Below are 24,838 nucleotides of genomic sequence, written 5' to 3' on the forward strand. Positions count from 1 at the left end.
TTAGGTGTTAGGTGTTAGGTGTTAGGTGTTAGGTGTTAGGTGTTAGGTGTTAGGTGTTAGGTGTTAGGTGTTAGGTGTTAGGTGTTAGGTGTTAGGTGTGGGGAGGTTAGGTTAACGTCAAGAAATTTAGCTCTTTTGCTCCTTGTTAAAGTATACCAAATAGTAATACATTTGGCGTTCTTCGTCCCAGCCCTTTTCAACAAATTTTTCAGCCGACTCCGGATTGATAAAATCCATTTTTATTTGGATGTTGGTGTCCAGACTGATCACGTTTTTTATTTTCTTTCTGGCATCCGATACCGCCTTGTTGGCAATATCAAAATTGGAGACGTCCTCAATACTGTATTTAGGTCCTTTTTCTACTTTGTAGTGCTTAAATTCCGGGATCAGTTCCGGATTCTCCATGACTTCATTGAGAAAGCTGCTTTCTTCAAAAGCATCATTTTTGGCAAAGTGGTTTACCGCCCTGTTCATAAATAGCACTTCCTGTTGCTTATCCTCCGCAGGTAGTACCACATCCTTTGCAAAACCCTGACAGAATTTCAAATAATTCTTGGTGTAAAAGTTTTCGTCTGTCAGCGGTTCAACCCCCAAAAAGTTTTCCAGCCAGTATTTGGTGTCGTAACGATTGCTATCCACCGAAAGTATCTTGTAACCGTTCGCTTGTTCCACATCAAAAATTAGGCAGCCCTTGTCCAGTTTGTTAACGTTGATTCCCTGACGGACCAATATCCCCAAATCTTTTGAACGTTCCTCGAATTCCAAAAAATCATGCTTTAGCTCGCTTTTAAATATACCAATGGCATTTACCTTTTGATTGTCCAGTACCATATCGGAAAAATAGGCTACATAGACTTCCCCATTTTTGATATGGGGGTGATTGGATTGCTCAAAGAGATGGGAGGTAATTTGCTTTGAGATTTCATGAGTCTGGGCAGGACTTTTAAATATCTGGGAAACTGCCTTATAAAGTTCGTTGAATTCAACATCTACCTCGTGCCGGAATTTGAAATAGTTTTCCTCCTTTTCCCGAAAAGGCTTAAAGAAGTATTCCTTTAATAGTGCTGAGATTTCATCGGTTGGGGCATAGGGATTTTCCGAAAGAAAAACGGATTCATTCCTGCTCTTGTTCCCTACGCGATGAAGGGAGAGATTTTCGATTTGGGCGGCGTATAGGTTCAGCATTTATTTGTTAAAGGTTAAAGGTTAAAGGTTAAAGGTTAAAGGTTAAAGGTTAAAGGTTACGGATGGTTTTTAGTACTGGCCGACTTTAGTTCCAATTTTCATCAAAATCCAAATCGTCATAACTGCCTATTTCGTTATCAAAATCCAAGGTGGGTTCCGATTCAAATCTTTTATCAGGTGGCGAATCCGGTAGTTCCCCAAAGCTGAACAAGAGATTGGGGTAGGTCCTTCCGTCTTCTTTTTCGGAAATGTCGGCAAGCTCCACAAAAAAGGTCCACATACTCAAAAAGTCGTAAACATAGATCATTTTAGGGCTTTGTTCGGTCAGTACGTCGTCCAAAGAAGTTTCATTCATTAGTCGGACATCAGAACCATTTTCGCTCATGTCAAATAAGGCTATCTCCTCATCTTGGTTCCATTCTTCATCACAAGTGTAGAATGAGGCCATTTCATTGCCCATAAAACCAAAGGCCTGGGTAATGGCATTATGGAACTCTTCCAGGGTATTTGATTCCTCAATCTCAATATCCCTAAAAATATCCTCTTCAGCATCAAGAATTATCCTGATTTTGTAAATCATCCATTACAATTTTCGGTGCCTACAAAGGTACAAGAAAGAAGTTATTTAGAGAACCTGTGAAGGGTAAAGGTCATAGCTGCCAATAAAAGGAAAGCGCCAACTTGGTGTACTACCCCCAACCATACGGGGACTGCCCAAATCAATGTAAGCACACCTAAAAGGAATTGGATCCCTACCAAAACGACTAAGGCCATAATTCCCCGGTTCTGGAGCCATGTCAAGTGCATATTCTTGGTTTTCAGCCAAATAAAAATAATAATACCAACTACTACATAGGCCAAATAGCGATGTACGAACTGAACTCCACTGCGACCTTCTATAAAGTTTTTTAACACGGGTTGTTGTTCTATATAGACCGTTTCATGAATTAGCTTTCCCTCATTCATCATGGGCCAATGGTTATGGATAAAACCAGCGTCCAATCCGGCCACAAAGGCACCCCAAACAATCTGGATCATAAGTAGCACAATACCAACCCGTACAATGTTTCGGATTTGTTTCTGAATTTCTTTCTTCTTTGGGTAAATCAAGTCCAAGGCCACCCAAAGGCAATATGCAAAGGTTAGAAATGCCGTGGATAGGTGTGCTGCCAATCTATAATGGGAAACGTCCGGCCGGTCCACCAGACCACTTTTTACCATATACCAACCCAGGAAACCTTGGAATCCTCCCAATATCAATAATATGAGGCATTTTTTGATTGTTGGGGCATCCAATTTCCTTCGAATTAAAAAATAAAGGAAGGGGACAATAAAGACCAATCCTATGAACCTGCCAATGACACGGTGCAACCATTCCCAGAAATAGATGTCCTTAAAATCCTCCAAGTCAAAGTGAGTGTTGAGTTTTTGATACTCGGGATATTGTTTATACAGATCAAATGCTTCTATCCACTCCTGTTCGTTCATTGGTGGGATGGTGCCGCTTATCAATTTGTAATTTGAAATGGAAAGCCCGGAATGGGTCAGCCTGGTAATACCCCCTACAATGACCATAATAAAAATTAGGGTACAACCCAATAGTAACCAAATAACGATAGGTCTGTTGTCTTTCATTTGGGTGCTTTAGCAGCTCGGTTGAACCCTTAGTTTCCTTTGGGCAAGAATGCGGTTGTGGAAGAAAGGCCCGTAGAGCAATTTTTTTTTGCAAAAATACGATAGAAGCTTGGAAAACTACAGCGCTAAAAGAATTATCGATCTTATACAGGAATCACTGCCCCGCTGGGTGGGATCGATCTTTCCTTACTTTGGGGTCAGGCCCAGGTCCTTACCTTTTTGAAGCATGAATTTATGGGCTGCTTTGTGCTCATTGGGTATTTCCCCTTCCAATATGGCTTCCTTGATGGCCTCTTTGATCATGCCAATTTCCTTGGAGGGTTTTAAGTCAAAGGTTTCCATGATTTCCCCACCGGAAATGGGGGGTTGAAAATTACGGATTCGATCTCGCTCCTCGACTTCCTGTATTTTTTTGCGCACCAATTTAAAATTGTTCAGGTACTTTCTTTGTTTTTTTGGGTTTTTGGTCGTGATGTCCGCCTCGCAGAGCGTCATGAGATCCTCCACATGGTCTCCGGCATCAAATACCAGTCTTCTTACCGCGGAGTCGGTTACATGGTCTTCCGACAGGATAATAGGGCGCGAACTGAGCAATACCATTTTTTGGACAAACTTCATCTTATCGTTCAATGGCATTTTCAGTCTTTTGAAAAGTTTATACACCATTTTACTTCCCACAAATTCGTGTCCGTGGAAAGTCCAACCGATTTTCCTGTGAAATCGCTTTGTGGGCGCCTTCCCAATATCATGCAGCAGGGCGGCCCATCTTAACCACAGATTGTCCGTGGTTTTGGCTATGTTGTCCACTACTTCCAAGGTATGCCAAAAATTGTCCTTATGTCGTTGCCCTTCAACTTCTTCTATACCCTGTAATGCCCTTAACTCCGGAAAGACATAAGGCAAAAGCCCTGTTTTGTGCATCAAGGAAAAACCAATTGAAGGCTTTTTGGAGCTTATGATTTTGTTGACTTCATCCACTATTCTCTCCTTGGAAATAATTTGTAGACGGTCTTTAAGGGCCGTTATGGCCTTCAGGGACTTTAGCTCTATTTCAAAATCCAATTGTGTGGCAAATCGTATGGCCCTCATCATTCGCAAGGGGTCATCGGAATAGGTGATGGAAGGTTCCAAGGGCGTACGGATAATCTTCCTGTTCAAATCAGCAATACCATTAAAAGGATCCAGGAGTTCACCATAATTGCTTTTGTTCAGTCCAATGGCCAATGCGTTTATGGTAAAATCCCTTCTGTTTTGGTCATCCTCCAGGGTACCGTTCTCTATAATGGGTTTACGGCTATCCCTTTGATAACTTTCCTTTCTTGCCCCCACAAATTCCAACTCCATGCCCCCATGTTTCAACATTGCGGTCCCAAAATTCTTGAAGACTTTTACCTCTGGTCTCCCTTTCAGTTTTGAAGCTACTTTCCGAGCCAGGGCAATTCCGCTTCCAACGGCAACAATATCAATGTCTTTGGGAATACCTCTTTTTAAGAAATAGTCACGTACATAACCACCAATAACAAAGGCTTTAACGTTCAACTCATCGGCGGTTTCCCCTACTACTTTAAAGATGGGATTTTCAATAGCTGTTTTATGGTGGGTTTCCATAGGGGGACAAAGATAAGGTTACAGAATAAGAGTGGTATCCAAATGCCAATTATTCGTGTGTGCAAAAGAACGTGGAACTTCACGGTATTTCATGGCATTACAATGGATAGATAGCCGTTTGCCACTTTACTTTTTAAGAAACGTGACCTGGACTTCCAACAAGAGGATTCCGATCATCACCTTGTTTTTTCAACATTTTGGTGTTTGCACATTTTTGGAAGATAGAGCGATTACCCTGCCAACTTTTTTAATTCTTTGTATCGGGACCATACTCCCAGGGCATTTAGGTAGCAGATAATAACCCCTTTTTTACCGTCCAAAATTCCAAGACGAAGAACATAATGGTTAAGGAATTTATAGGTTGGACGTACCAGAAAATGGTACCAACGCGCCCTTTTCCCTTTTTTGAATTCCTCATGGGCCTTCATCTGGCCATATTTGACCATTTTTGATTTATAGCTTTCGTAGTCATTGTATGAATAATGGATAAGCTTGTTTTTCAATGTTTTGGAAGCACCTTCAACAATTAAGGTTTCGTGCACTATTTTTTCTTGGGCAAACCGCACTTTACTTTTTCTAAAGAAACGGTAGTTTTTATCCGTTTGCCATCCACTGAAGCGAAGTACTTTGTTCCGAAACATGAAAACCCTTAGGAAATAGTAAGCGGATGCCGTTTCCTTTTCTGAATTTAAGACCTCTAAAATCTCATCCTTAAGGGGCTCGGGAATTCGTTCGTCTGCATCCAAAAAAAGTATCCAATCATTGTTTGCCTGTTGCAGTGCAAATTGCTTTTGATCGGTGTAATTTTTGAATTCCCTTTGGATCAGTTGTATCCCCTTGGTTTTTTTAATGATGTCTATGGTCCTGTCCGTACTAAAGGAATCCACAACTATAATTTCATCCGCAAAACCTAGATTTTCCAAAACTTCACCAATATTTTGCTCCTCGTTATAGGTGATAAGCAATGCAGAAACCTTTTCTCTTTTTTTACCCATTCAACAAATACACTTCAATTTCTTGCAGTTTTCTCTTTTTGTCAAAATGACTTTTAACATATTCAAATCCTTTTTCCCCCATTTTTTTTGCTAATTCCGGCCTACGGTACAGATTTTCAATGGCATCGGCAAAGCCTTTGATATCTCCTGGGAAAATCAAATAACCACTCTTATTGTTTACTACTAATTCTGGATTGCTGCTGGTGTCAAAAGCTATGATGGGCTTTTTGCAAAGGGCTGCTTCTGCTAGGACATAACCGAATCCTTCCCACAATGATGGTAACACAAAAATATCACCATTATCGAGAAACTCCATAGGATTTTTTATAAATCCTGCCAATGTTACATGGCCATCAACTTTTAGATCAACAATCAGTTTTTCGAGTTCTTCCCGTAATCTCCCTTCACCTCCAATACGAATTTTGAATCGCAACTTTCGTTCCAAGAGTTCCTTGGCCAAATGAATCAGGAATTTCTGGTTCTTTTGAGCCTCCAGCCTACCTAGGGTGAGGATGGTAAATTCCGATCTTTTTGCCGATTCTTTATATTCTTTTTTTTCAATGTTCTGTGGAATTTCCACTCCATTATATATAACCTTTATCTTGTTTTTGGGAAATAGATTGGCATTGTTCTGTAGTACCGTTTTTTTGGTTGCTTCGGAATTGGCGAGGATATCAGTAATGGTTGACTTAAAATAATACCTGTTCAAGAAGGTATTTTTTATAGGGATGGCACTGCCCCTGCGATAGATAATGCTTTTAACACCTACGGCCTTTGCACTTGGTGCTGCAACCTTCACGTCCCGGGACAGGTTCATTACTATGGTGTCTATGTCATACTGCTTGAGGAGTTTTCTTATTTTAAGGTGTTTTAATGGGTTCAGGAAACTGAGGTTATTGATTTCAATTGCCTCATATGGAATTTGGGCTTTTTTAACCCTTTTCAGAAGCTCACTTTTTCCGTGGGCAACCACCAACACATTGTGCGCTTTTCCATGTAGATAACTGCTGACCTCCAAATGCCATTTTTCACCCCCGCCCCAAGCTATGGCAGTATTAAAAAAACAGATACGGCCCATTAGAGAATAGCTTTATAGAGGTTCATCAGGTTTTCACCCACTTTGTCATCGGAAAAACGCTGCACATAGGTATACCCTTTCTCGGCAATTCTTTTCCTTTCTTCCGGATTATTGAAGATCCATTCCAGCTTTTCCTTTATATCCGCTACATTTTTTGGGTCAATGTAAATGGCATCCGGTCCAGCGGCCTCAGGAAAACAACCGCCTTTTGTGACAATAACGGGAGTCTTACTGTACATGGCTTCTATAATGGGAATGCCAAAACCTTCACAGATTGAAGGATAACAGAAAACAGTGGCGTTTTGGTACAGGATGGCCAATTCCTTTACATCAATATTTTTCAAAAAGGAAACCTGGTTCTGAAGGCCGTTTTTTTCAACATAAGAGTAAAGCTTTTTGGCATATTTTTTATTCTTGCCTATAAGCACCAAATGGTAATCCGTACCGTGTATGGCTTTAATAAGCGGGAGTACGTTTTTACGTTCCTGCAGCGTTCCTACATTAATGATATATTCCTTGGGAAGACCGTGCTTTTTCCGAACAGCTTCCCTTTCCTCATCACCGTAGGACTGTTTATAGGCATCATTACATCCTTGATAGATGACCGTTATCTTATTGGGCTCTGTTTTGAAATACGTTATGATATCGGATTTGGTCTGTTCGCTTATGGCAATGACATGATCTGCCATTTTCACCGCATATCTGAACTTAAGTTTGTAAATGATTCTATCCCAAACCTTATAATACTGGGGGTGACTTAAAAAAATCAGGTCATGTATAGTCACAATCTTCGGGATATCATACTCCCAAAATTGAATTGGAATTTCACCGGAGAGACCGTGGAAACCACTGAGTTTATAGGACTTTATTTGTTTCCATTGGCCAAATAACCTCCATAGGGAGGGGAAAGTTTTCCAAAACCAGTTTTTAGGGTAAACAACAGTTGTCTTTACAGAAGGAACAAAACTATCTACTGCCGCCCGTCTTGTATTGAACAAAAAGAACTCTTCAATTGGGGTATACTCGTTTAAAATGCGAATAATGTCCCTACCGTAATTGCCTAAACCCGTACGGTTGTGAAAAATTCGTTTGGCATCATAGCCTATCCTCATGATTATGGAAAATCTTATGGCATAAAACTACTATTTCTTTTGTAATTCCTTTCAACCATTGAAAGCCAGTTTTCAAAATATTATTTTGTATTCAAAAAGGCGATGTATTTTTCCTTTTGAAAATCAAAATCCCATTTTTTATCGGAATAGAAATCCTTTGGATCGATCTCAATGTTTTTTATGGACCCCAATAGATGGCCCAGTGTCTCTGAATCATAAAAGATGGAATTTGCAGCGATATCCGGAATAGCACTGAAAAACTTATGCGATAGTAAGGGCTTTTTATAGGCAAAAGCTAAATTGAAGCTTCCCGATATTTTGTAGGTCAAATAATCACTATCCAATTTTAAAAGCGGCACAATGAAATCGGCCTGTTTAATATACGCATGAAAAACATCATTTGGGATGAAACTTTTGAATGTTACGAAATAATGCTGCAAATTATTGTTTGAGATGCTTTCCCACAGTTTTCCGTGGTCTTTGGAGGATTCGTTTATTCTACCCAATAGAATAATCTTAAGGTTTTTGACTTTTCCACTTTTTTTTAGCGCTTTTATAATGCTATCATAATCCCGCCTGTAATAATCTATACTTCCGGGGATTACCAACCAAACTTCCTTCTTTGGTTTCTTTAGAACGTATGGGAAGTTGGGAAAATAAATAGGGTAAAAACTTTGTAGGTGTATTTTTTCGTTACCGGAGGCCTTTTTCCTCAGGTAGTCATTTAAGACAAAATACTTTTTGATTTTTATTGAAATCAAGGATTGGGTAAAGCTCGATTCGAGTCTTTTGATGTTATGCAGTATCCCAAAACACTGGACTTTGTAAAATTTTAAAAGGATTACCGTATTGCGAAGTAATTTACTGGAACTTGCGGTATTAAAAATTACTTTTTCATATCCACCAAGGGTTTTGGCAAATTGGAATGCGTGAAGGAGTTTCCCAGGAAGATTGTGCCTTGGTTCAATAAAAAAAACCGCATTGCAGTCCTGTCCATATTCGGAAATTTGGGGTTCTAATTTTGGATTAAGATAGAGATCCACCTTATAGCCTTGGCTTATTAGAAATTGTACTTGGCTATAGATACACTCTTCATGACTTTTACTTAATTCAACCAAGGCAATTTTCATCAAATGGGTGTGTTTGGCATACAAGGAAATGCAAAGTTACGATCGGCGGGGCAAAAGAGCTGTTTTCCGCATAGCAATAAATGGCACGGATGATCCTTTGGACCGATCCGTAAAAAAGTTATTGCGGCTTCAAGTTAGGCCAATTTATGCTTTCCAACAATTTTGGGGTAGCTCGCGGAGTTATGCAGGATTTCCAAACGTTTAAGTTCATGGTAACGTTTGTAAACACTTAGGGCATTGAGGTAACATATGTTGATTCCCCTCCCGGAATCCAGAAACCCCAACCTTATTATATAGTTGTATAGGAATTTCCAGATGGGTTTGCCTATCATTTTAAGATAATTGAACCGTTTGCCGTTACGTTTTGCCTCCTGCGCCTTAAGGATGCCATAGTGCAACATCTTGGCTTTGTAGTCGGCATAGTTCTTGTAACAGTAGTGGGTCAACTTTGCGGAGAATTTACCCGATTTCCCATTGACCTGTAGCGTTTCATGAACCAATTTTTCGCTGGTAAAATGAGCCTTACTTTTTCTGAACAGTCTATGATTTTTATCGGTCTGCCAGCCACTAAAATGCAAAGGCCTATTTTGATACATGAACTTTCTATAAAACCAATAGGCCTCACAGCTGTTCTTGCTGTTTATGGTATTTAGAATTTCTTTTTGTAGGTCAGGGGTAACTACTTCATCGGCATCCACAAAGAGTATCCAGTCATTGGTGGCCAATTTCAGGGCATGGGATTTTTGGTCCGTAAAATTGACAAATGGTCGCTGAACAACCTCCACTTTGGGGTGGTTTGCTAAATAATTATAGGTACCATCGGTACTAAAGGAGTCGACAACAATAATCTCATCTGCAAAGGAAATGGAGTCTATGCATTTTTCAATGTAGCCCATCTCATTGTAGGTGATGATTAGTGCTGATAATTTTTGCTTTGGGGTACTCAAAATCAGCCTTTTTGGTTTTGGTTGTTTGGCATGATAAAACTATAACATGAAACCTATGAAAAAATTGTTGGCTATGTAAAAAATCTGACACATAGCGTAATTAAATTTTCATACATTCCATAGATGTCACACCTTAAAAAAGGTTGCCTAAAATGATGTGCTTTTCAAATTCTACAATAGGATTTTCATATTTTCGGCATTTACACAGCTACATCATATTCCCTTAGCGCATCATTGAGCGAGGTTTTTTTATTGGTGCTTTCCTTACGCTTTCCAATGATCAACGCACAGGAAACCTGATACTTTCCGGCATTGAACTCTTTGGTATAACTACCTGGTATAACAACTGAACGGGCTGGTACCCTACCTTTCATTTCCAAAGGTTGGTCTCCGGTGACATCAATGATCTTGGTTGAAGCCGTAAGCACTACGTTGGCTCCCAAAACGGCTTCTTTTTCCACACGAACGCCCTCAACCACTATGGAACGTGAACCAATAAACGCATTGTCCTCTATGATGACCGGGGATGCCTGTAATGGCTCCAGTACCCCTCCAATACCAACACCACCACTTAAATGTACGTTTTTGCCTATTTGCGCACAGCTCCCAACAGTGGCCCAGGTATCCACCATGGTACCTTCATCCACGTAAGCCCCAATATTGACGTAACTGGGCATTAAAATGGTACCCGGGGATATATAGGCACCGTGCCGGGCAACCGCGTGGGGAACTACCCGTATGCCTTTTTTCTTGTATCCCTTTTTTAAGGGAATTTTATCATGGTACTCAAAAATGCCCGCTTCCAAAACCTCCATTTTCTGGATTGGAAAATAAAGCACTACCCCCTTTTTTACCCATTCGTTGATCTTCCACTCATTTCCATTGGGTTCCGCACATCTCAGTTTTCCTTGATCGATCAATTCTATTACCTGCCTAATGGCATCCTGGACATTGCTTTCCTTCAACAATTCCCTATTCTCCCAAGCATTTTCAATGGTGGTCTTTAGTTCGTGCATGTTTTTGTTTTTGGGCAAATATAGGAGCTACCTGGGCAATCCACATCACATTTTTAGATGCGTAACACTTTTAGGATTATTTTTGCTAAAAATTGTTCGATTGGGAAGGATAATGGCATTGGACTTTGGAGAGGTAAGAACGGGAATTGCGGTAACGGATGAACTACAACTCATCGCCTCTGGATTGACCACCGTAAAAACTTCCGAAATTTTCGCCTTTTTGACCGATTATTTAAAAAAGGAAAGGGTCGAATGTATTGTTATTGGAGAGCCTAAACAAATGGATGGTACCCCATCGGAATCAGAAACCCCGATCCGGCCTTTTATCAAGGGTTTGACGAGGGCTTTCCCAACTATCCCAATTAAAAGACAAGACGAGCGATTTACATCCAAAATGGCTTTGGATACCATGATTGCTGGAGGAGTGAGAAAGAAAAAAAGGCAGGATAAAGCGGTAGTGGATAAGATAAGCGCTACCTTAATTTTGCAGGCCTATTTAGATAGAATATGATCGTATGATTTTACCCATTGTAGCCTACGGCGACCCCGTTTTAAGAAAGAAAGCGAAAGAAATACCTTCTGACTATGCCAAACTAAAAGAATTGGTGGAGAACATGTTCGAAACCATGTACAACGCCTCTGGAGTGGGATTGGCGGGCCCTCAGGTGGGGCTGCCCCTTAGAATATTTGTCATTGACGCTTCACCATTTGCCGATGACGAAGAATTGAGTCAAGAAGATCAAGAGCAGCTAAAGGGATTTAAAAAGGTTTTTATCAATGCCAAAATAGAAGAAGAGGAAGGAAAGGAATGGGCATTTAATGAGGGATGTTTGAGTATTCCGGATATTAGGGAAGATGTCAATCGGAAACCACAAATCACGATAACCTACCAAGACGAGGAATTCAATTCGTATAGCGAGACCTACAATGGACTTGTCGCACGGATCATCCAACATGAATACGATCATATTGAGGGCATCCTTTTCACGGATAAGCTTTCTTCCCTCAAGAAACGCCTTTTAAAGAATAGATTGGAGAAAATATCCAAAGGAAAGGTAAGTGTGGATTACAAAATGCGGTTTCCCCAAGTTAAAAAAGGCCGTTAATTGTCCTGGTATATATCTAAAGACATATTTTTGCGGACGTAAAATTCGTGAAAATGACGTTGGATAAAATTCTATCAATTTCTGGAAAGCCCGGTCTGTATAAGCTGCTTACCCAAACCCGAAGCGGTTTTGTTGGGGAATCACTGTTGGACGGAAAAAGGGTTTCCGTAGGTCTTCGTAACAATGTGAGCGTACTTTCAGAAATAGCTGTGTACACCTTGGAAGAAGAAATTCCCCTGCGTGAAGTTTTCCAGAAAATAAGTGAAAAGGAGAATGGGGGGAAAACTTCCGTGCACCATAAAGAAGGTAAATTGGAATTGGAAGAATACTTTTTTGAAATACTTCCAAATTATGATGAGGATCGTGTATATCCCAGTGACATCAAAAAGATTGTACAATGGTACAATATCCTTCATGATAGTGGAATGACCCATTTTTCGGAATCAGATGATGAAGATACCGCTCAGGAAGAGGAGTAGGGAAATGGAAATTTAGGTCAAATTCCATAGTACTTCTGAAATAGGATATCATTTTTATCCGTTCATTGATGGTTTGTCCACTACACATCACACCTTAAAAAAGCGTCCTTTAAGGCCGCAATCTTATCATCCCAGGTTGCAATGAACTCCTGGGCCACGTATCCTTGGAACCCAGTAGCCAAAATGGCCTTTAGTATTGCCGGATAATTGAGTTCTTGCGTTTCGTCAATTTCATTTCTACCGGGAACACCAGCAGTATGGTAGTGTCCAAAATAGGGGTGATAGGTCTGAATGGTCTTAATGATATCCCCTTCCTGTATCTGCATATGGTAGATGTCATAAAGAAGCTTAAAGTTGTCACTGCCCAATCGTTTACAGAGTTCCACACCCCATAAGCTGCTATCACACATATAATCTGGGTGGTTTTGTTGGTTAAAGAGTTCCATGTGTATGATAACGCCATGTTGCTCTGCAAGAGGTAGGATCTGTGATAGACCGTCCACACAGTTTTGCAATCCAACGTAGTCGTTCATACCCCTCCGATTGCCACTAAAACAGATGAGGTTCGTATAGCCGGCATCGGCCACTTTTGGAATGATCTCCATGTAATTTTTAATAAGTTGGCCGTGATATTGGGGATCGTTCCAGCCCTCTGTCAAACTTATTTCCGCTCCATTGCACATGGAACAATGGATGTCATATTTTTTAAGTAGGTCAAAATCCTTTGGTCCTATCAGGTCAATGGCCTTTATCCCCAAATCGTTCAATATGGCCAGAAATTCTTCCAAGGGATAGGAATTAAAGCACCATTGGCATACGCTGTGGTTAATATTGTTCTTAAGTTTAAAATCCTTGTTTTTGGAAGTTTTGCCGGAAACGTTGGCCGTTGCAAGTCCTGCAGTGGCCATGGTAGCGGCAGAAATAAAATTTCTTCGTTTCATCCTTAGTTGATTATACAGAGAAAGATACTATTTTAGACAGTGATATGGAAATTCGTCCCGATACCCAAAAACTATTGGAACTTGCACATTATAAAATGCCCTTTGGAAAGTATAAGGGAAGTTATCTGGTCGATTTGCCCTTGGCCTATTTGGTATGGTTCAAACAGAAAGGCTTCCCATCCGGAAAATTGGGAGAACATATGCGGACCATGTTGGATGTGAAATCCAATGGATTGGAACCCCTAATCCGAAAATTGCAAAAAGAATTTCCTTTGGATTAACATCCATTTCCTATCAAACTTTGTACCTTTACCTCCCGTAACAGCGAAACTTCATCATGTCACAGACCAAGTACATTTTTGTTACGGGAGGGGTAACTTCATCACTCGGAAAGGGAATAATAGCCGCTTCTTTAGCTAAATTATTACAGGCCAGGGGATACCGGACTACCATCCAAAAATTGGATCCTTATATTAATGTCGATCCCGGAACGTTGAATCCTTATGAACATGGGGAGTGTTATGTAACCGACGATGGTGCGGAAACCGATTTGGATCTTGGCCATTATGAACGTTTTTTAAATGTTAAGACCTCCCAGGCAAACAATGTTACCACGGGACGTATTTACCAAAGCGTAATAGAAAAGGAGCGAAAAGGGGAATTCTTGGGCAAGACGGTCCAGGTAGTTCCGCATATCACCAATGAAATCAAGGAACGCATACAGCTTTTGGGTAAAAGTGGGGACTACGATATTGTGATTACTGAAATAGGGGGTACGGTGGGTGATATTGAGTCCCTTCCGTACATTGAAGCAGTACGTCAGCTACTTTGGGAACTTGGGGACAATAACGGTATTGTTATCCATTTAACCTTGGTCCCCTATTTGTCCGCAGCTGGAGAACTAAAGACCAAGCCCACACAACATTCGGTAAAAACCTTGATGGAGAGCGGAATAAAGGCAGACATTTTGGTATGCCGTACGGAACATGAGATTTCCGGGGAAAAACGTGAGAAGCTGGCCTTGTTCTGTAATGTGAAAAAGGAAGCGGTCATTCAGTCCATCGATGCCTCTACAATATATGATGTCCCCCTATTAATGCAACAGGAGGGCTTGGATACCGTAGCACTTAAAAAGCTGGCACTTTCCGATGTATTGGAACCGGACTTGATACAATGGAAAGAGTTCCTGGCCCGTCATAAAAACCCAAAGGGGAAAGTAACCATTGGACTCATTGGAAAATATGTGGAGTTGCAGGACTCTTACAAATCCATCTTGGAATCCTTTATCCATGCTGGGGCTGCCAATGAAGTCAAAGTGCAGGTAAGGTCAATTCATTCGGAATACCTGTCCGAGAAGAGCGTGGATAAGAAGTTAATGGGCTTGGATGGGATTTTAGTCGCACCTGGGTTTGGAGAACGTGGGATAGAAGGTAAAGTTAGGGCGGTCCGCTATGCCCGTGAAAATGATATTCCCTTCTTGGGGATTTGTCTGGGAATGCAAATGGCCGTTATTGAGTTTGCCCGGAACGTTTTGGGTATGGAAAATGCCAATTCCACAGAAATGGATAGCGAAACCCCAGATCCTGTCATCAGCTTAATGGAAGAGCAGAAGACCGTGGTGAACAAAGGGGGTACCATGCGTTTGGGTGCTTGGGACTGTCAATTGAAAGAAGGAAGTTTGGTTCATGAGGTATATGGAGGACAATCAAAGATTACGGAACGTCACAGACATCGATTTGAATTTAATAACGCTTACAAAAAAGAAATGGAAGAAGCCGGATTGGTGGCTTCTGGCTACAATTCAGAGACCAATTTGGTGGAAATTGTGGAGTTGCCCTCGCATCCGTGGTTCATAGGGGTGCAATACCATCCGGAATATAAAAGTACCGTGGCCAATCCCCATCCCTTGTTTGTTGGTTTTGTAAAAGCCGTATTGGCAAAGAAGCAACAACAAACCAATGCCAGTTTGGCATAAACTGCATTTTTGGATATATATTTGCGGGCTGGGTAAACATTGAACTGATTTACAATTTGTTTTCATGGAAGAAAAAAAGCTGGACATCAACTCCATCATAGGGTTTGTATTGATTTTTGGGATTTTGCTGGGGTGGATGTACTTGAAGCAGCCTACACCTGAAGAGTTGGAAGCTCAAAAAGCACAACAAGAACTGCTTGAAGCGGAGCAAGAGGCTATGGAGACCGTTACCGAAGAGCCCAAAGTTGAGGATAGACCCGTTATCAACCTTCAGGATTCCGTTTCCGTAGCCAATTATAGGACTGCGGTCGGTGCCTTTGGATTTACCAATGCAAATGACGGGACCACCATTCTTGAAAATGAAGTGCTTTATTTGGAAGTGGCCAATAAAGGAGGACAAATTGTGGAAGCAAGGATGAAGAATTTTGTCACCTTTGATTCCATCCCCGTGTATTTGGTCAAAGATGGAAATGCAGATTTTGGCCTTAGCTTTTCTACGAATGACAATCGTGTGTTGGAAACCCAAGATTTGTTTTTTGAGCCGGTGCTAACTCAAAGTTCTGGGAACCAAGTACTCTCTTTGAAAGCAAAAGTTTCCAACAATCAGTTTTTGGAATATAGGTATGAAATGAAACCGAATGAATATTTGGTGGATTTTACCGTGCGTTCGCAAGGACTGGCCAATGTGCTCAATAGTACAAAACCTATTGATTTAAGTTGGCAATTAAAAGGGATACGGCATAATAAAAGTGTCCAATACGAGAATCGTTACACCCGCTTGACCTACAATCATGATGGGGAAAAAATCAGCAAATTATCCGAGGGTAGTGATTTGGATGAGGAAACCGAAGTTGATGTAAAATGGCTTTCCTACCGTCAACACTTTTTTAGTTCCATATTGGCTACGGATACCCATTTTAAGGCTGTGGAACTCTCTTCAAAAAATTTGGTTGAGGAAGAAAGTAAGGAACAACAATTCACAAAGGAATATCAAACCAATACCTCCTTGGAACTGGTGGGTGGGGAACTGTCCCAAAATATGTATTGGTATTATGGACCAACCGATGCCAAGGTTTTTGAACAATATGAGGATTTGGGACTGGTGGAATCCATACCTTTTGGTTGGGGTATTTTTGGTTGGATCAATCGTTTTGTATTTACCCCCTTCTTTGGATTCTTAAGCTCTTTTCTGCCCTATGGAATTGCCATAGTTGTAATGACCATTGTGGTACGAATAGCCTTGTCACCGGTAACGTACAAATCCTATTTGTCACAGGCCAAGATGAAGGTACTTAAACCTGAAATCACGGAATTGAACGAGAAGTACAAGGACAACGCCATGAAAAAACAACAGGAAACCATGAAGTTGTACAATAAGGCTGGTGTAAGTCCAATGAGCGGATGTATTCCTGCACTTTTACAGCTGCCCATTTTCTATGCGCTTTTCATGTTTTTCCCTACCTCGTTTGCACTACGGCAAAAGTCGTTCCTATGGGCTGAGGATTTGAGTTCCTACGATACGATCTTCAACTTGCCATTCAACATTCCATTTTATGGTGACCATGTAAGCCTGTTTCCCATATTGGCTTCTGTGGCCATCTTTTTCTATATGACTTTGACCACGGGCCAAACGATGCAAATGCAGCAGCAACCGGGGATGCCCAACATGAAATTTATCATGTACCTTTCCCCGTTGTTAATGTTGTTCTTCTTTAACAACTATGCCAGTGGTTTGAGTCTGTACTACTTTATTTCCAATTTAATCACCATTGGTATTATGTTGGTAATCAAAAACTACATTTTGGACGAGGATAAAATCCATGCCCAAATCCAAGAGAACAAAAAGAAACCGAAAAAGGAGAACCGTTTTCAGAAAAAGATGCGCGAAATGATGGAGGAGGCCGAATCACAAAAACGGACGGGAAGAAGAAAGTAAACCATTTTTAAACCTTTTCCGGGTATTGGGGTCTTACCAATAAAATCCTTTACCTATGAAATTGTTGAGAATAGTTTTCCCCGTATTGTTTTTTGTGTTGCTATTGCCCACCAATCGCAGCCAAGCCCAGGAGGTAAGGCAAAACACCACAGTTATTGTTGCCAGTGGCACCCGTAAGGGACAGCTTCGAAGACAGACACGGCGACAGGTGAGACGTATCCATAGGCGGAACCGTTTTAGAACCTTGAGAAGACTTCCCGCCGGAACCCGTGCCGTTCTCTTTAGGGGCGTCGAATACTATCCGGTCCAGGGCATTTATTACGTAAAACGAAATGGGGTTTATATAAGGCGTTTACCTCCTATTGGATTTAGGATGGCAAGCCTCACCGGGCCAATGTTTCGATTGGCCGTCGGGGGAAATGCGTACGTATTTTCCGAGGGTGTGTTTTATAGGGGGGTCGATGATCAATTTGAAATGGTGGCTCCTCCCAAGGGGGCAATCGTGGAAGAATTGCCAAAAGATGTGGAAGAACTACTGTTGGACGGAATGACGGCTTATGAACTTTATGATACCTTATATGCCAAAACGGAAGGGGGTTACGAAGTCATTGGAACAATGGATGACTTTGAGTAGTATTTGGGGAACATTTTAAAACAAGACTTCCCCGCTTTAGCGGGGAAGCCTTCACCATCAATAGGTATAGTTTGGAAAGATTCGGGACTACAAAGATGGTTCCTATTCCACTCCCAACAAACTAATAGTTGCAAGTACTCCATTTTATGATGTCAAATATTCCCTTTTTGATGTGGCATCGATGAACTGCAAACACCGGTAAAATCAAGAAGTTCAAAGAATATCGATGAACGGTATGTTTATAAGGTAAATACTACATTTTTATAGGAATTCAACAAAAAAAGGAGCCACTTCCGGGTTCCTTTAAATGAATCATTTGATACTTATCTGATTGTATAAGAGAATCTTTAGATTCTATGACAAAAATCATTTCATTAAAGTAAGAATAAAAATATAATTTTGTAAGATTTATAAAACAATTTAGTTATGAAAAATTTTAATTTGACCTTGTTGTTTCTTCTATTATTGGTTAACTTTTCGTGCACTGTAGAAGACAACGATTCATTCTTATCATCTGATGTAATTGAAGAGTCAGCATTTGAGGACTCTGACATTGACTCATTGAAACTGGACATTGAACAATCTTTAGGAGAGATTGTAGATTTAGGAGATTATTATTTGATTGAAAATGACCTAATGATTCCTAAAAGCGAAATCTTAAATTATATATCCGATTCAAAGGAGAAAAATGTTTCAGATTCTGGAAGACATTTTTATACCAGTACTATTACTACTCCTCCTACGGGGAGAAGAATCGTTAAGATTTATTGGGATAAAAGGGGCTTTCCGGCGAGTGAAACTCTAAATACAGGTATTACTGGGAATTACAATTGGAGAGGCGCACTAACGCTGGCTTTAATTGCCTATAACGGGGGAATAACAGATTTCAAAATTCAATTCAAAGAAGTTGGTTATGATATTTTCAGTCCTAATGGAATTCCACAGGATACGGATATTATTTTAAAGAGTGATGGTGGCATATTGCCCAATACAACTGTTGCTTCCGCAGGGTTTCCATCAAATGGAAATCCGTATCATACGATATTAATAAATCTTGATTTTTTAAACTCATATAATCTAACGGGTCAACAAAAACGTTATAACTTAATGCATGAGCTTGGACATTGTATAGGTTTTAGGCATACCAATTTAAGACTTCGTGGAGAGTCACTTGCCAATGCGAATCCAATCTATACAACGCCGAATGCTGAAGACCCCAATTCTGTTTTTAATGGAGGTACTGCATTGAATGATGGTTATTGGTCGGACTACGATGAAATTGCCTTGGAAACACTCTATTAAATTAGTTTTTTTAGAATCAAAAAAGAAAGCCGCTTTTTAGCGGCTTTCTAACTATTTATGTCCTGTTTCCTTAATTGGTTGTATTGGGAATGAGTACCTTGTTCAATACATGGATGACCCCATTATTGGCTTGTACATCTACAAAAGTGATCCCTATATCATCAATGCCTGAACCATCGGTTACATCCGCGATATTATCTCCTGTTCCAGGCAAGGTGATGGTGATATTATCCCCTTCCAAGGTTGGCGCTGGAGTATTCCCTGGGTTGGTCAAGTCCCCAGATCTTATATTTCCTTCTACAACGTGGTGTTGTAACACGCTGGTCAATAAACCGGAATCAATATCCGTAAGCCCGTCCCACATATCGTTGCTATCCAATAATGCTTGGAACGCATCATTTGTTGGGGCAAATACGGTAAAAGGACCATCGGCGGATAAGGTACCTACAAAATCAGGTTGTCCCTCGGTGGTCAACGCAGCTTGTAGGGAGTCAAATGTTGGATCGGCGACGGCAAAAGTCACTACCGTAGGCAAATCGATTACGGCATCCACGGCATGGATGACCCCATTGGTGGCCACAATATCAGTTCTATTCATTACTGGAGAGCTTACGCCATTGAAAGTATTATCCGCATCTGTATTGACATATAAAGAAAGAAATTCCCCTTCAGCAAAAGATGCCATGGTGACATTGTCGTAACCAGTACTTAGTGATGATTCCAAAATAACATCACCACTTACTACATGGTTTAATAAAATATCTTGAAGTGGATTCATCCCAGGATTGGTAAAAGCATCAAAGGCTGCATTAACTGGGGCGAAAACGGTGTATACTTCCTCTGTACCGGAAAGTACGGATACAAAATCCACAGTGTTTCCTTCATCCGTAAGCGCACCTACCAGATTATCAAATTCACTATTTGCCGTGGCATGGTCCACAATATTGGGTAGGTCTATCACCGCGTCAACCACGTGAACAATTCCGTTAATGGCCTTTATATCAGCACCATCAGGAACAACTGAACTTACCCCGTTAAATCGTACTCCATCGGTGGCATTGTAAAAGATGCTCAGGAAGGTATCATCTATTGGACCTGCGGCCGAAGTACTGGCATAACCCGTGCCCGCAGCAACCAGGGTGGAAGACTCAATTTCTCCGGAAATGACATGATTCAAAAGTACCTGGGTCAATACTTCGGTATCAATATCCCCTAATTGGGCACCATCCAAAAATGTATTGAAAGCCGCATCGGTTGGGGCCAATACGGTGAAGGGTCCATCTCCTCGCAATATGTCCGGTAAATCCCCATTCGCTGCCTGAAGTGCAGCAACCAAACTGCTTAAATTGGGATTGGAGATCGCTAAATCAGTAATAGAGAAGAGCAATACACCATTTAGGGCGTCAATTGCCGCTTGTGGCAACAGCACTTTATTGATGATATGGACTACTCCGTTGGAAGTTTCCTCATCCGGAGTGGTAACTTGCGCAGCTTCGTTGGCCGCATCGGTAAAGAAGAAACCACCCTCCGTGGATACGGTCAATGTTCCTCCTTGAACGGTTTCGATGGTTTGACCGTTAGTTAGCATGCCAGAGGTTACCGCTGCACCGGACACCACATGATACGCTAGGATCGCGGCCAAAAGGTCTTGTTCTTCCGTTGTATCAAAATCCGCTAAAGAGGAAAATCCGTCCAAGCGATCAAATAAATCCGAAAAAGCTTCGTTGCTGGGGGCCAACACGGTAAAAGGGCCTTCTCCACTCAGCGTACCAATTAGATCGTTATTTGGGCTTTGGTCCGCGGCGGTAAGTGCCGCAACCAAACTGCTCAAATCCGTCGTGGCCTGAGCTGCTTCCACAATGTTCTGTTCAGGGGTCGTCGATCCCCCGTTGTTGTCATCATCGTCGGAACACGACCATGCTAAAAGAGCGGTAGCGAATAAAATCAAGGGTTTTTTAAAAAAATGTTTCATGGTAAAGAAATTATAAATGTTTAATTGTTTAAAGGGTAAAGCCCATCACGTGGATGGGCTTGTTAGTAATTTTAGTGCAGGGCATCCAGCACTTCCTGTGGTAATAATACCTTGTCTATAATATGTACGATTCCGTTACTGGCCTCGTTATCAGCAGTGACCACCCGGGCCCTGTCATGTGTTTTATCAAATATGAGTATCCGGCCATTGAATCTCTCGTCAACGGAAATGTTTTCCCCTTGTTCCGTTTTGAATTGTTGATGTCCGTCAAATTCTCCAGAGGCAATTGCCGAACCAGAGAGTACGTGATAGGACAACACGGTGGCCAAAAGTTCTTTTTCTTCAGGGGTGTCAAAATCCGAAATCCCGTGATAGTCAGGCCCCAAAAGGTGAAATAACTCCTGAAAGGCATGGTTATTAGGTGCGAAGACCGTAAATGGACCATTTCCCTGTAAGGCTTCGACCAATCCGGCATCTGCTTGTATGAGGGCATCCACTAACAGGCTTAAATCACCTACGGATTGTGCCAATTCCACAATAGTATCTTCCTGTAGACTGGCCACAAAATCAATGGCTGCCTGTGGCAAAAGCACCTTATCAATGGTGTGCGCTACCCCATTGGAAGCCAGGATATCGGTATCCGTGATATTGGCATCGGTGTCCGAGGCATCACCGATGACAAAGGTGTGTCCTGAGGCAATGACCTCCAGGGAATTGCCCATAAGGGCAGTGGGCACGGCACCGGGACTAAGGTCGGCCTCCAGTACCTGCTGCGGCAGCACGTGGTAGAGGAGGATATTGGTAAGGAGGTCAAGTTCCTCCTGGGTGTCAAAATCGCCCAAGCTGTTGTAATCGTCCCCCAGGATGTCCAAGAGTGCCACAAAGGCATCGTCGGTCGGGGCAAAAACGGTAAATGGCCCGTCACCGCTGAGCGTTCCGGCCAGTCCAGCTGCTATCACTGCGCCCTCCAAGAGGGAAAGGTCATCGGTCTCGACCACGATCTCCACGAGGTTCCTCATCTGCATTTGCATGACAAAATCGATGGCTGCCTGTGGCAAAAGCACCTTATCAATGGTGTGTGCTACCCCATTGGAAGCCAGGATATCGGTATCCTTGATATTGGCATCGGTGTCCGAGGCATCACCGATGACAAAGGTGTGTCCGGAGGCAATGACCTCCAGGGAATTGCCCATAAGGGCAGTGGGCACGGTACCAGGATGCAGGTCAGCCTCCAATACCTGCTGTGGCAGCACGTGGTAGAGAAGGATATCTGTGAGGAGGTTCAGTTTCTCCTGTGTGTCAAAATCGGCCAAGCTGTTGTAATCGTCCCCCAGGATGTCCAAAAGTGCCACAAAGGCGTCGTTGGTGGGTGCGAAAACGGTGAATGGCCCGTCACCGCTGAGCGTTCCGGCCAGTCCAGCTGCTATCACCGCGCCCTCCAAGAGGGAAAGGTCATCGGTCTCGACCACGATCTCCACGAGGTTCCTCATCTGCATTTGCATGACAAAATCAATGGCTGCCTGTGGCAAAAGCACCTTATCAATGGTGTGCGCTACCCCGTTGGAAGCGAGGATATCGGTATCCTTGATATTGGCATCGGTGTCCGAGGCATCACCGATGACAAAGGTGTGTCCGGAGGCAATGATCTCCAGGGAATTGTCCATAAGGGCAGTGGGCACGGTACCGGGATTAAGGTCGGCCTCCAGTACCTGCTGCGGCAGCACGTGATAGAGGAGGATATCGGTAAGGAGGTCAAGTTCCTCCTGTGTGTCAAAATCGGCCAAGCTGTTGTAATCGTCCCCCAGGATGTCCAAGAGTGCCACAAAGGCATCGTCGGTCGGGGCAAAAACGGTAAATGGCCCGTCACCACTGAGCGTTCCGGCCAGTCCAGCTGCTATCACCGCGCCCTCCAAGAGGGAAAGGTTATCGGTCTCGACCACGATCTCCACGAGGTTCCTCATCTGCATTTGCATGACAAAATCAATGGCTGCCTGTGGCAAAAGCACCTTATCAATGATGTGTGCTACCCCGTTGGAAGCGAGGATATCGGTATCCGTGATATTGGCATCGGTGTCCGAGGCATCACCGATGACAAAGGTGTGTCCGGCGGCAATGATCTCCAGGGAATTGTCCATAAGGGCAGTGGGCACGGCACCGGGACTAAGGTCGGCCTCCAGTACCTGCTGCGGCAGCACATGGTAGAGGAGGATTTCGGTAAGGAGGTCAAGTTCCTCCTGGGTGTCAAAATCGGCCAAGCTGTTGTAATCGTCCCCCAGGATGTCCAAAAGTGCCACAAAGGCATCGTCGGTCGGGGCAAAAACGGTAAATGGCCCGTCACCACTGAGCGTCTCGGCCAGTCCTGCCGTTATCACAGCTTCTTCCAAAAGGGATAGGGATTCTGTACCCACCACAATTTCCACAAGGTTCATGGACATTCCTCCACTTATGGCATCCAAAACGGCCTGTGGCAAAAGCACTTTATCAATGATGTGAGCTACTCCGTTGGAAGCGGTGAAATCCGTAGCGGTGATGTTGGCATCCACATCAGTATCATCCCCAATAACGAAGGTGTCATTTGAAGCAATTATATCCAGGCTGTTGTCCGCTAGTGCAGTGGGGACTCCACCTTCCTTCAAATTCGCCTTTAAAATAGTTTCATTGGGAACAACATGATACAATAAAATATTGGTAAGTAGGGCAATTTCTTCTATGGTATCGAAATCGTCCAAGCTATTATAGTCATCCCCGAGCGCATCCAAAAGAGCTGCGAAGGCATTATCATCTGGTGCGAAAACGGTAAATGGTCCTTCACCGCTCAATGTCTCGACCAAATCGGCTTTAATAACGGCTTCCTCCAAAAGGGATAGTGATTCGGCACCCACCACAATGTCCACAAGCGTGTCTCCATTTAACATCTCTATGACCGTTAGGGGCAACAAAACCTTATCAATTATATGGACAACACCATTGCTGGTAAAATTATCCGGGCTAACAACTTCTGCATCCACATCGGTAGCATCCTGTATAAATACTCCTCCATCCAGGGAAACCGTAAGATTTTCTCCCAATAGCGTAGGGAGTTCCTGCTCATTGGATAAATTTTCAGAATCCAATTCTTGACCGGCTATTACATGATATTGAAGTATCAAGGCCAATAAATCCCGCTCTTCTTCGGTATCAAAATCGTCCAAGGAATCAAAACCATCCAAATCCGCAAACAAATTGTTAAAAGCATCATTGGTGGGTGCGAAAACAGTAAAAGGACCTTCTCCACCTAAGGCATTCACTAAATTGGAAGCTTCATTTTCATCTGCTTTGGTCAGGGCGGCAACCAAACTCCCCAATACCTCGGTATCAGCGGCAGTTTCCACAATATTGCTTTTGGGAGCATCATTTTCCATTGTTTTTGCTCCATCGTCCTCTTCATCACAGGAAAACGTGAGTAGTGTAATCAGGAACAGCAAAAAATAATTTTTCATTTTCGTGGGGTGTCTCATAGGTAATCGTTTTAGTTGTTATGTTTAATCATTTGTTTTATTTCATAGACAAAATACCCGAATGCTATTATTCGGCTTTTATTGAATTTTCCTCGATAAAACTGTAATTCCTAAAATTTTTTATAAAAAATTAAGGAAAACGTGAATGTTTTATAAAACATAGAAAAGATTGAACAAAAATAAAAAGGTTGCTTTTGTTTTATATTTTTTTGGAAAAGTTTAACAAAACTGCATTATTGTTTTATCTGGAAATGGATTTTTCCTGTCATGTTTTGAGGGGAGATCTCCCA

At 42.1% G+C, this 24,838-nt stretch carries 21 protein-coding genes; 8 read left to right on the forward strand and 13 right to left on the reverse strand.

What is annotated here, in order from left to right; genetic code table 11:
* Positions 1-126: 126 nt before the first annotated feature.
* From L0P88_RS16880 to L0P88_RS16925, 10 genes are all read right to left on the reverse strand, one after another.
* Positions 127-1,185 (reverse strand): nucleoid-associated protein, encoded by a 1,059-nt coding sequence (locus tag L0P88_RS16880; RefSeq protein WP_247131094.1) that lies wholly within the window; start codon positions 1,183-1,185, stop codon positions 127-129.
* Between the two features lie 85 nt (positions 1,186-1,270).
* Complete coding sequence (locus L0P88_RS16885; protein ID WP_247131095.1) at positions 1,271-1,765, reverse strand: plasmid pRiA4b ORF-3 family protein; 495 nt, start codon at positions 1,763-1,765, stop codon at positions 1,271-1,273.
* A gap of 41 nt (positions 1,766-1,806) precedes the next feature.
* Positions 1,807-2,820, reverse strand: coding sequence for a COX15/CtaA family protein (locus L0P88_RS16890; RefSeq protein ID WP_247131096.1), 1,014 nt, complete (start codon positions 2,818-2,820; stop codon positions 1,807-1,809).
* A 186-nt stretch (positions 2,821-3,006) separates the two neighbouring features.
* Positions 3,007-4,428 carry a CCA tRNA nucleotidyltransferase gene (locus L0P88_RS16895; protein ID WP_247131097.1) on the reverse strand — a complete coding sequence of 474 codons (1,422 nt, stop codon included), beginning with the start codon at positions 4,426-4,428 and terminating at the stop codon, positions 3,007-3,009.
* A 230-nt stretch (positions 4,429-4,658) separates the two neighbouring features.
* Positions 4,659-5,423, reverse strand: coding sequence for a glycosyltransferase family 2 protein (locus tag L0P88_RS16900; protein ID WP_247131098.1), 765 nt, complete (start codon positions 5,421-5,423; stop codon positions 4,659-4,661).
* A complete protein-coding gene (locus L0P88_RS16905) occupies positions 5,416-6,501 on the reverse strand; it encodes a glycosyltransferase (RefSeq protein WP_247131099.1) in 1,086 nt (361 codons plus the stop codon). Before L0P88_RS16905 ends, L0P88_RS16900 begins: the two co-directional genes overlap by 8 nt.
* Positions 6,501-7,613, reverse strand: coding sequence for a glycosyltransferase family 4 protein (locus L0P88_RS16910; RefSeq protein ID WP_247131100.1), 1,113 nt, complete (start codon positions 7,611-7,613; stop codon positions 6,501-6,503). Before L0P88_RS16910 ends, L0P88_RS16905 begins: the two co-directional genes overlap by 1 nt.
* A gap of 80 nt (positions 7,614-7,693) precedes the next feature.
* On the reverse strand, positions 7,694-8,743 hold the full coding sequence (locus L0P88_RS16915; protein WP_247131101.1) for a hypothetical protein: 1,050 nt from the start codon (positions 8,741-8,743) through the stop codon (positions 7,694-7,696).
* A 134-nt stretch (positions 8,744-8,877) separates the two neighbouring features.
* Positions 8,878-9,690, reverse strand: a complete 813-nt coding sequence (locus L0P88_RS16920; protein ID WP_247131102.1) for a glycosyltransferase family 2 protein — start codon at positions 9,688-9,690, stop codon at positions 8,878-8,880.
* 200 nt (positions 9,691-9,890) lie between these two features.
* Positions 9,891-10,706 (reverse strand): 2,3,4,5-tetrahydropyridine-2,6-dicarboxylate N-succinyltransferase, encoded by an 816-nt coding sequence (locus L0P88_RS16925; RefSeq protein WP_247131103.1) that lies wholly within the window; start codon positions 10,704-10,706, stop codon positions 9,891-9,893.
* 100 nt (positions 10,707-10,806) lie between these two features.
* On the opposite strand from L0P88_RS16925, the gene ruvX reads away from it, so the two are divergent.
* The 3 genes from ruvX to L0P88_RS16940 are packed head-to-tail and all read left to right on the forward strand — an operon-like array spanning position 10,807 to position 12,291.
* Entirely contained in the window at positions 10,807-11,217 is a 411-nt protein-coding gene (gene ruvX / locus L0P88_RS16930; protein ID WP_247131104.1) for a Holliday junction resolvase RuvX, read from the forward strand.
* Positions 11,218-11,221: 4 nt separating this feature from the next.
* A complete protein-coding gene (gene def, locus L0P88_RS16935) occupies positions 11,222-11,812 on the forward strand; it encodes a peptide deformylase (RefSeq protein ID WP_247131105.1) in 591 nt (196 codons plus the stop codon).
* Positions 11,813-11,865: 53 nt separating this feature from the next.
* Positions 11,866-12,291 carry a DUF5606 domain-containing protein gene (locus L0P88_RS16940; RefSeq protein ID WP_247131106.1) on the forward strand — a complete coding sequence of 142 codons (426 nt, stop codon included), beginning with the start codon at positions 11,866-11,868 and terminating at the stop codon, positions 12,289-12,291.
* 80 nt (positions 12,292-12,371) lie between these two features.
* On the opposite strand, the gene L0P88_RS16945 is transcribed toward L0P88_RS16940, so the two are convergent.
* Positions 12,372-13,232 (reverse strand): hydroxypyruvate isomerase family protein, encoded by an 861-nt coding sequence (locus L0P88_RS16945; RefSeq protein WP_247131107.1) that lies wholly within the window; start codon positions 13,230-13,232, stop codon positions 12,372-12,374.
* A gap of 44 nt (positions 13,233-13,276) precedes the next feature.
* Between L0P88_RS16945 and L0P88_RS16950 the strand changes: the two genes are divergently transcribed.
* The 5 genes from L0P88_RS16950 to L0P88_RS16970 all read left to right on the forward strand — a co-directional run bounded on the left by L0P88_RS16950 (position 13,277) and on the right by L0P88_RS16970 (position 19,079).
* Positions 13,277-13,513, forward strand: a complete 237-nt coding sequence (locus L0P88_RS16950; RefSeq protein ID WP_247131108.1) for a DUF3820 family protein — start codon at positions 13,277-13,279, stop codon at positions 13,511-13,513.
* A 56-nt stretch (positions 13,514-13,569) separates the two neighbouring features.
* On the forward strand, positions 13,570-15,207 hold the full coding sequence (locus tag L0P88_RS16955) for a CTP synthase (protein ID WP_247131109.1): 1,638 nt from the start codon (positions 13,570-13,572) through the stop codon (positions 15,205-15,207).
* Between the two features lie 64 nt (positions 15,208-15,271).
* Positions 15,272-17,143 (forward strand): membrane protein insertase YidC, encoded by a 1,872-nt coding sequence (gene yidC, locus L0P88_RS16960; protein ID WP_247131110.1) that lies wholly within the window; start codon positions 15,272-15,274, stop codon positions 17,141-17,143.
* 55 nt (positions 17,144-17,198) lie between these two features.
* Positions 17,199-17,777: a DUF6515 family protein gene (locus L0P88_RS16965; protein WP_247131111.1), complete on the forward strand. Its 579-nt coding sequence runs from the start codon at positions 17,199-17,201 to the stop codon at positions 17,775-17,777.
* Positions 17,778-18,203: 426 nt separating this feature from the next.
* On the forward strand, positions 18,204-19,079 hold the full coding sequence (locus L0P88_RS16970; protein ID WP_247131112.1) for a M57 family metalloprotease: 876 nt from the start codon (positions 18,204-18,206) through the stop codon (positions 19,077-19,079).
* 70 nt (positions 19,080-19,149) lie between these two features.
* Here L0P88_RS16970 and L0P88_RS16975 read toward each other — a convergent pair whose 3' ends face one another.
* Both L0P88_RS16975 and L0P88_RS16980 read right to left on the reverse strand, forming a co-directional pair.
* Complete coding sequence (locus L0P88_RS16975) at positions 19,150-21,051, reverse strand: fasciclin domain-containing protein (RefSeq protein WP_247131113.1); 1,902 nt, start codon at positions 21,049-21,051, stop codon at positions 19,150-19,152.
* Between the two features lie 71 nt (positions 21,052-21,122).
* On the reverse strand, positions 21,123-24,548 hold the full coding sequence (locus tag L0P88_RS16980; protein WP_247131114.1) for a fasciclin domain-containing protein: 3,426 nt from the start codon (positions 24,546-24,548) through the stop codon (positions 21,123-21,125).
* Positions 24,549-24,838: the final 290 nt, after the last annotated feature.

The sequence above is a fragment of the Muricauda sp. SCSIO 64092 genome (assembly GCF_023016285.1).
Classification (GTDB): Bacteria; Bacteroidota; Bacteroidia; order Flavobacteriales; family Flavobacteriaceae; genus Croceivirga.